This is a genomic window from uncultured Campylobacter sp. (genome assembly GCF_963517995.1).
Classification (GTDB): domain Bacteria; phylum Campylobacterota; class Campylobacteria; order Campylobacterales; family Campylobacteraceae; genus Campylobacter_A.
This window is the reverse complement of the sequence record NZ_CAUQHQ010000104.1, coordinates 1-7859: the sequence shown is the minus strand read 5'-3', so window position 1 is coordinate 7859 and position 7859 is coordinate 1. Positions and strand designations below refer to the sequence as shown.

Here is a 7859-nt window from a genome sequence, read left to right as displayed (position 1 = left end):
GCACGCTCAATTTTGCTTCAAAACTCGAAAAATCATCTCGCGATACTTCGCCTTATCGTTATTACGTTCAAATTTGAAGTCAAATTTACCAAATTTTCCCACCGAGACCCGCATCTTGACGGTGCCAAATTTGGTTTAGTCAAATTTGGCACGCTGCGCGTTTTTTAAATTTAAGCCGCTAGCTTTAATAAAATTTGCAGTTAAATTTAGTAAAATCGGCAAAAATATTCAAGACGAAATAGGCGTAGTTTAAATAAATTTTTCTTGCCCGCAAAGGAGCGGACTGGTCGTCCGTGACTGCGGCGGGTATAGAAGAATTTATTCTAAAATCCGTCGTTTATGGGGAATTATAATGTTAGTTCATATTTGCTGCTCGGTCGACAGCCATTATTTTTTGCAAAGATTACGCGCCGACCGTCCGCACGAGCGTCTCATCGGCTATTTTTACGACCCCAACATCCACCCGTACAGCGAGTTTTTGATGAGATTTCGCGACGTAAAAAGGAGCTGCGAAAAGCTAGGCGTCGAGCTCATCTGCGGCGAATACGAATACGAGGCGTGGCTAGAGGGCGCAAAGGGGCTTGAAAACGAGCCCGAAAAGGGCAAGCGCTGCGCGTATTGCTTTGATTTTCGCGTGGGAAATTCAGCCCAAAAGGCGCTCGAGCTAGGCGAAAAATCTATCACCACGACGCTGCTGATGAGTCCGAAAAAGGACCTCTCGCAGCTTGAATCCGCGCTAAATAAGGCTGCGGGCGAATACGGCCTTGAAGCCTTTGCCGTGGACTACCGCGCGGGCGGCGGCACGAACGCGCAGTTTGAGCTTGCCAAAAAAGATAAACTCTATCATCAAAACTACTGCGGCTGTATTTTTGGGCTTAGCAAGCAGCGCGAGGCGCAAAAACTGCCGCTTAGCGAGCTTATGAGCGAGATTAGCGGGCGCGTGATGCCGGGCGGAATCGAGGAGCGTCTGGAGCTTTATGAAAAGGTGCGAGAGTGCGAGGCTGCGGGCGCGCCGTTTCATCTGTCGCGCAAGTATTTTCTAAACTACCGACTGCTGCGCGCCTACGTCAAATTTGGCGGCTCGGTCGTGCCGTCGTATTTTTTGCTCTACTCGCATTTTAAGCGCGAAAACGTCAAATTTAGCGTGAGCGAGGCGGCTCAAATTTGCGACGAGCTGCGAGACGGCGTGACGCTCTTAAATTTAGCTAAATTTAACGAGCTCTCGGGCGAAAAATTCGCTAGCGCAAACGAGCTTTGCCGCCGCCCTATCGCCGTATCTCGCGAGCTGGAAATCCGCCGCAAGCTGTGCGGAGAATTTAGCCAAAATCCTATAATCGTGCTGGATGAAATTCGCGCGGGCAGATACGAAATCTACGCCAAAAACGAGCTTTATAACGATAGTCGCGAGGTTTTGGTAGCGCAAATTTGAGCTAAATTTAATGCGCTCGAGATAAAAGGCGGGCGCGAAAATTTAGCCGCTAAATTTTACCCCGGCCAAATCAATAATCTTTTTCTTAGCAAAATTTGGCTAAAATCGGCTTTAAATTTTACTCACAAGGTTTAAAGTGATCGACATCGTTGAAATCCAAAAAATACTCCCGCATAGGTATCCGTTTCTACTCATCGACCGAGTGACCGAGCTAGAGCCAGCTAAACACATCGTCGCGTATAAAAACATAACGATCGGCGAGCCTGTGTTTCAGGGACACTTCCCTGGTCACCCGATATATCCCGGCGTCATGATCATCGAGGGCATGGCGCAGGCCGGCGGCGTGCTCGCGTTTAAGAGCATGAGCGACGAGCATCAAGCGGGTATCGAAAATAAAGTCGTTTATTTTATGAGCATCGACGGAGCGAAATTTCGCCACCCGATACGCCCCGGCGACAGGCTCGAGTACCGCCTAGAAGTGCTAAAACACAAGGGTAATATCTGGGTGCTAAAAGGCGAAGCCTACGTAGACGGCACGCTAGCGTGCGAGGCCGAGCTAAAAGCTATGATCGTAGATAAATAAGCGAGCCAAAATGAGAAATATCCATCCGCAAGCCGTCGTCGAGGACGGTGCGAAGATCGGCGAGGACGTAACGATCGAGGCCTATGCCTACGTTAGCAAAGACGCCGTGCTAGGCGACGGCGTACTCGTAAAACAAGGCGCTAGGATTGTGGGCGACACACATATCGGCGAGGGCGGTAAAATTTACAGCTATGCTATCGTGGGCGATATCCCGCAGGACGTGAGCTACCGCGCCGAGGAAAACACGGGCGTTCGCATCGGTAAAAACACGACGATCCGCGAGTTTTGCACGATAAACTCGGGCACGCACAAAGGCGACGGGATCACGCGTATCGGCGATAACGCCTTTATCATGGCCTACTGCCACGTCGCGCACGACTGTGTCGTCGGAAATAACGTCATCCTGGCAAACAACGCGACTCTAGCCGGTCACGTAGAGCTAGGCGACTATAGCGTCGTGGGCGGTATGACGCCGATACATCAGTTCGTGAGAGTCGGCGAGAGCTGCATGATCGCGGGCGCTAGCGCGCTATCTCAGGATGTCGTGCCTTTTTGCCTGGCTGAAGGCAACCGAGCCTATATCAGAAGCTTAAATTTAGTCGGTATCAGACGAAGGTTTGATAAAGACGCGGTCGAAGAGATAAACAGGGCGTATAAATTTTTATTTAGAAAAAGCGGGGATCTAAAGGCTGCGGCTAGCGAGCTTTTAGAGAGCGCAGCGAACGAACAGGTGCGAAAAATGTGCGAATTTATCCTAAGCACCAAGCGCGGTATCCCATTAGCAAAAGGAAGAGAATAATGGCGAGAAAATGTAATTTTTGCGGCGAGACGGAGTCAAACGATAGACGTCTTTTTGCGGATTTAGACAATAAGGCTTTCATCTGCGAATACTGCGTGAATGCTGCTTATAATATGATTTGCGGCGATACGAGCCTGCAAGAATCAAGTCCTGAAAATAAAACCGACAAAGACTATACGAATTTAACTCCAAAAGAGCTAAAGGCGGTGCTAGATAACTACGTCATCGGTCAAGATAAAGCCAAAAAGGTCTTTAGCGTCGGCGTTTATAATCACTACAAAAGAATTTTTAGAAAAGGCGAGATAGAAGACGATACGGAGATCTCAAAATCAAATATCTTGCTAGTCGGTCCTACCGGCAGCGGCAAGACGCTGATGGCACAGACGCTGGCTAAATTTCTAGACGTGCCTATCGCTATCTGCGACGCTACGAGCCTAACGGAGGCCGGCTACGTCGGCGAAGACGTGGAAAATATCCTGACTCGTCTTTTACAGGCCGCAGACGGCGACGTAAAGCGCGCCGAGCAGGGCATAGTTTTCGTCGATGAGATAGATAAGATCGCTAGGATGAGTGAAAATCGCTCGATCACGCGCGACGTGAGTGGCGAGGGCGTACAGCAGGCGCTTTTAAAAATCATCGAGGGCAGCCTCGTAAATATCCCTCCAAAAGGCGGCAGGAAGCACCCCAATCAGGAATTTATCCAGATAGACACCTCAAATATCCTCTTCGTCTGCGGGGGCGCGTTTGACGGTCTAGCCGATATCATCGAGCGCAGGATCGGTAAAAACGTGCTGGGATTTGGTCAAGATAAACGCTCAAAAGACGATAGGGAAAATTTGCTAGACGCGCTTGAGAGCGACGATTTGGTGCATTTTGGACTAATCCCGGAGCTAATCGGCAGACTTCACGTAGTCGCTACGCTAAATAAAATTACGCAGGATGATATGGTGCGAATTTTAACCGAGCCTAAAAACGCGATACTAAAGCAGTACCAAAAGCTTTTTGCGATAGATAGGGCAAATTTGAAATTTGACGACGAAGCTCTAAAAGAGGTTGCAAGGTTAGCCATCGAGCGAAAAACGGGAGCTAGGGGACTACGAAGCATAATGGAAGAGGTGATGACCGACATAATGTATGAGCTACCGGAGCTTGCGGGCTACGACGTGGTGATAACAAAAGAGGTCGTAAGCGGCAAAGAAAAGCCGATTTTCGTAAAAAACAATAAAATAAGCGCATAAGGATACAGATGATTTTAGACCAGTTAATAGGATTTTTTTCAAGCGATATGGGTATCGACCTAGGCACGGCAAATACGCTAGTTTTGGTAAAAGATAAAGGCATCATCATAAACGAGCCCTCCGTCGTCGCGGTACAACGCGAAAAATACGGCAAGCAAAAAATCTTAGCCGTCGGCCACGAAGCAAAAGAGATGGTGGGTAAAACTCCCGGCGATATCGAGGCTATCCGCCCGATGAGAGACGGCGTTATCGCGGATTTTGACATGACGGAAAAGATGATCCGCTATTTCATCGAAAAAACTCACCGCAGAAAGAGCTTCTTGCGCCCTCGTATCATTATCTCAGTGCCCTACGGCCTAACTCAAGTCGAGCGAAAAGCCGTACGCGAGAGCGCTCTAAGCGCCGGAGCTAGAGAGGTGTTTTTGATCGAGGAGCCTATGGCTGCTGCTATCGGGGCAAATTTACCGGTACGCGAACCGCAGGGAAACCTAGTCGTCGATATCGGTGGGGGAACGACGGAGATTGGCGTAGTATCTCTAGGAGGTCTGGTTATAAGCAAGTCTATCCGCACCGCGGGCGATAAAATCGACATGAGCATCGTAAACTACATAAAAGAAAAATACAACCTCCTAATCGGTGAGCGCGCTGGCGAGGATATCAAAATTTCCGTCGGTTCGGCTATCCAGCTACCTGAGGAGCTTAGCATCGTAGTAAAAGGTCGCGACCAGATCAGCGGCCTACTAAGCCGCGTGGAGCTAACGAGCGAGGACGTGCGCGAGGCTATGCGCGAACCGCTAAAAGAGATCGCAGACGCCCTAAAAACCGTGCTTGAGATGATGCCGCCCGATCTTGCCGGAGATATCGTGGAAAACGGCATCGTACTGACCGGAGGCGGCGCGCTGATCCGCGGACTTGATAAGTACTTAAGCGATATCGTAAAACTTCCCGTTTTCGTCGCGGACGATCCGTTGCTAGCCGTAGCTAGAGGTACCGGTAAGGCTCTTGAGGAGATTAAATTTTTACAACAACTCATAAATGAAGAGTAAATTTTTATTCGTCGCTCTTATAGGCGCGCTGGTATTTTTTTCGCTTGATAGGGGCGCGCTCATCTCGGGATACGTCGTAAATTTAAACAACCGCATAGTCGCCGCCTACGACGACGCTGTCAAATTTGTAAAAGACGGCGTAAACGAGCATTTTAGGCAGCGCGAAGAGATAAAGCAGCTTCGCGCTCAAAACGCCGAACTGGAAAAATCGGCGGCTTTGCTTTCAAGCTTCGCAAAGGAGCTAAACGAAATTTTAGTCGATAAAAACTCGACCGCCTACGAGCCTAGAGTGCAGCTCGTGCGAGCGCTAAGCTACGTAAATATCAGCGACTACGACAAGGTCTGGCTGGATAAATTTAGCGGCTACGACGAGTCTAAAATTTACGGGCTGATTTACCAAGGCAAGAGCGCGGGTATCGTCGTGAGCAAGGACGGCAACCCTATGGCCTTGCTGCAAAACGATCCAAAAAGCATATTCGCCGTATCAATCGGCGAGGAAAAAATCCCGGGCATAGCGCACGGGAGCAAAGACGGAATAACGGTAAAATTTATCCCCCAGTGGCTCAGCCCAAAGGAGGGCGACGAGGTCGTCACGAGCGGGCTTGACGGGATATTTTTCAGCGGGATTTCAGTGGGCAAGGTCACGGGCGTGATCCAAGAGAGCCTATATAAAAGCGCGGCCGTAAAGCCTTACGTAAGCATAACCATCCCCTCGTATCTATACGTCGTAACAAAGGAAAAATAATGCCAAAAAGAACCGATATTAGCACCATTTTACTCATCGGCAGCGGCCCTATTGTCATCGGGCAAGCGTGCGAATTTGACTACAGCGGCACGCAAGCTGCAAAGACGCTAAATCAGCTGGGCTACCGCGTCGTACTCATAAACTCAAACCCGGCTACCATTATGACGGATCCCGATTTCGCCGATGCGACCTACGTCGAGCCGATAACCAAAGAGAGCATCAAGCGTATCATAGATAAAGAAAAAGTCGACGCCATACTGCCTACGATGGGCGGCCAGGTCGCGCTAAACGTCGCGATGCAGCTATATGAGGCGGATATGCTTGGCGGCGTCAAATTTCTAGGCGCGAACCCGCAAGCGATCAAAAAAGGCGAGGATAGGCAGGAGTTTAAAAAGGCGATGCAAAAGATCGGCATGGACTTGCCGCAAAGCCAGTACGCCTACGATATGGACGAGGCACTAGCCGCAGCCGCAAACATAGGCTTTCCGCTCATCATCCGCGCTAGCTATACGCTTGGCGGCGCTGGCAGCGGCGTGGCGTATAATATCGACGAATTTAAAGAACTAGCCCAAACCGGCCTAGACGCCAGCCCGATACGAGAAATTTTGGTCGAAGAGAGCTTGCTGGGCTGGAAAGAGTACGAGATGGAGGTCATCCGCGACCGCAACGACAACTGTATCATCGTCTGCTCGATCGAAAATTTTGATCCCATGGGCGTGCATACGGGCGACTCTATCACGGTTGCGCCGGCTCTTACGCTCACCGACAAAGAATATCAGGCGATGCGCGACGCGAGTTTTAAAATTTTACGCGAGATCGGCGTGGATACGGGCGGCAGCAACGTGCAGTTTGCTATAAATCCAAAAACCGGCCGCATGATCGTGATCGAGATGAACCCGCGCGTGAGCCGCAGCTCCGCACTTGCCTCAAAGGCTACGGGCTACCCGATCGCCAAGGTCGCGACGCTGCTAGCCGTGGGTTTTAGCCTGGACGAAATCAAAAACGACATCACGGGCACGCCTGCTAGCTTTGAGCCCGTCATCGACTACATCGTGACAAAGATCCCGCGCTTTACGTTTGAGAAATTCCCGGGCGCGAACCCGTATCTAGGCACCGCGATGAAGAGCGTGGGCGAGGTGATGGCGATCGGCAGGACGTTTAAGGAAAGTATCCAAAAGGCGCTTTGCTCTATGGAAAAGGACTATTACGGATTTAACTTCGTAAATTTAGAGAAAAACGCGCTTATTTACGGTCTTAGAAACGCGAACGAAAGCCGCATTTTATACGTCGCGCAGGCGTTTCGAGACGGGTTTAGCGTGGCCGAAGTGCACGAGATGAGCAAGATCGATCCGTGGTTTTTGGATCAAATTTGGCAGATAGTTAAATTTGAAGAGCTTATCGATATGGATATCCTAAACGACGAGCCGCTGCTAAGAGAGGCCAAAACGATGGGCTTTTCGGACAAGATGATCGCGCATCTGATAAATTTAAAAGATAACCTCGACCTTGGTCAAAACGATATTTATTTTGCGCGCGAGAAAATGGGTATAAACCTCGAGTATAACGAGGTAGACACCTGCGCGGGCGAGTTTAAGGCGCTCACGCCGTACCTCTACTCGACGACGAATATCACGAAGCTACCGCAACTTTCAAATTTCGCGGAGTCAAATTTAAGCTCAAATTCGGCGCAAAAAGAGAAAAAAGTGATGATCATCGGCGGCGGTCCAAACCGCATAGGCCAGGGCATAGAGTTTGACTACTGCTGCGTGCACGCTAGCTACGCTCTGCGCGATATGGGCATCAAAACCATAATGTACAACTGCAACCCCGAAACCGTCAGCACCGACTACGACACGAGCGATATTTTGTACTTTGAGCCGATCGATTTCGAGCACGTTAGGGCCGTGATCGAGCACGAGAACCCCGACGGCGTGATAGTGCATTTCGGCGGTCAGACGCCGCTAAAATTCGCCAAACGCCTAAGCATAGCGGGCGCGAAAATCATCGGCACCAGCGCTC

At 50.0% G+C, this 7859-nt stretch carries 7 protein-coding genes; all 7 read left to right on the top strand.

Annotated elements, in window-relative coordinates; translation table 11 throughout:
- The first annotated feature begins 352 nt into the window (after positions 1 to 352).
- The gene (locus RYL88_RS09810) at positions 353 to 1429 is read left to right on the top strand and encodes an epoxyqueuosine reductase QueH (protein WP_314990941.1); all 1077 of its coding nucleotides are present in this window, start codon (positions 353 to 355) and stop codon (positions 1427 to 1429) included.
- A gap of 136 nt (positions 1430 to 1565) precedes the next feature.
- Positions 1566 to 2012, top strand: coding sequence for a 3-hydroxyacyl-ACP dehydratase FabZ (fabZ, locus tag RYL88_RS09805; protein ID WP_297968859.1), 447 nt, complete (start codon positions 1566 to 1568; stop codon positions 2010 to 2012).
- A 10-nt stretch (positions 2013 to 2022) separates the two neighbouring features.
- Entirely contained in the window at positions 2023 to 2811 is a 789-nt protein-coding gene (gene lpxA / locus RYL88_RS09800) for an acyl-ACP--UDP-N-acetylglucosamine O-acyltransferase (protein WP_314990939.1), read from the top strand.
- Positions 2811 to 4049, top strand: coding sequence for an ATP-dependent Clp protease ATP-binding subunit ClpX (clpX, locus tag RYL88_RS09795; protein ID WP_314904281.1), 1239 nt, complete (start codon positions 2811 to 2813; stop codon positions 4047 to 4049). Before lpxA ends, clpX begins: the two co-directional genes overlap by 1 nt.
- An 8-nt stretch (positions 4050 to 4057) precedes the next feature.
- Positions 4058 to 5095: a rod shape-determining protein gene (locus RYL88_RS09790; protein WP_314990936.1), complete on the top strand. Its 1038-nt coding sequence runs from the start codon at positions 4058 to 4060 to the stop codon at positions 5093 to 5095.
- On the top strand, positions 5085 to 5840 hold the full coding sequence (gene mreC, locus RYL88_RS09785; RefSeq protein ID WP_314990934.1) for a rod shape-determining protein MreC: 756 nt from the start codon (positions 5085 to 5087) through the stop codon (positions 5838 to 5840). The genes RYL88_RS09790 and mreC overlap by 11 nt, the downstream gene beginning before the upstream one ends.
- A partial coding sequence (carB, locus tag RYL88_RS09780; RefSeq protein ID WP_314990932.1) for a carbamoyl-phosphate synthase large subunit occupies positions 5840 to 7859 on the top strand: 2020 nt, incomplete at its 3' end. The genes mreC and carB, both read left to right, overlap by 1 nt.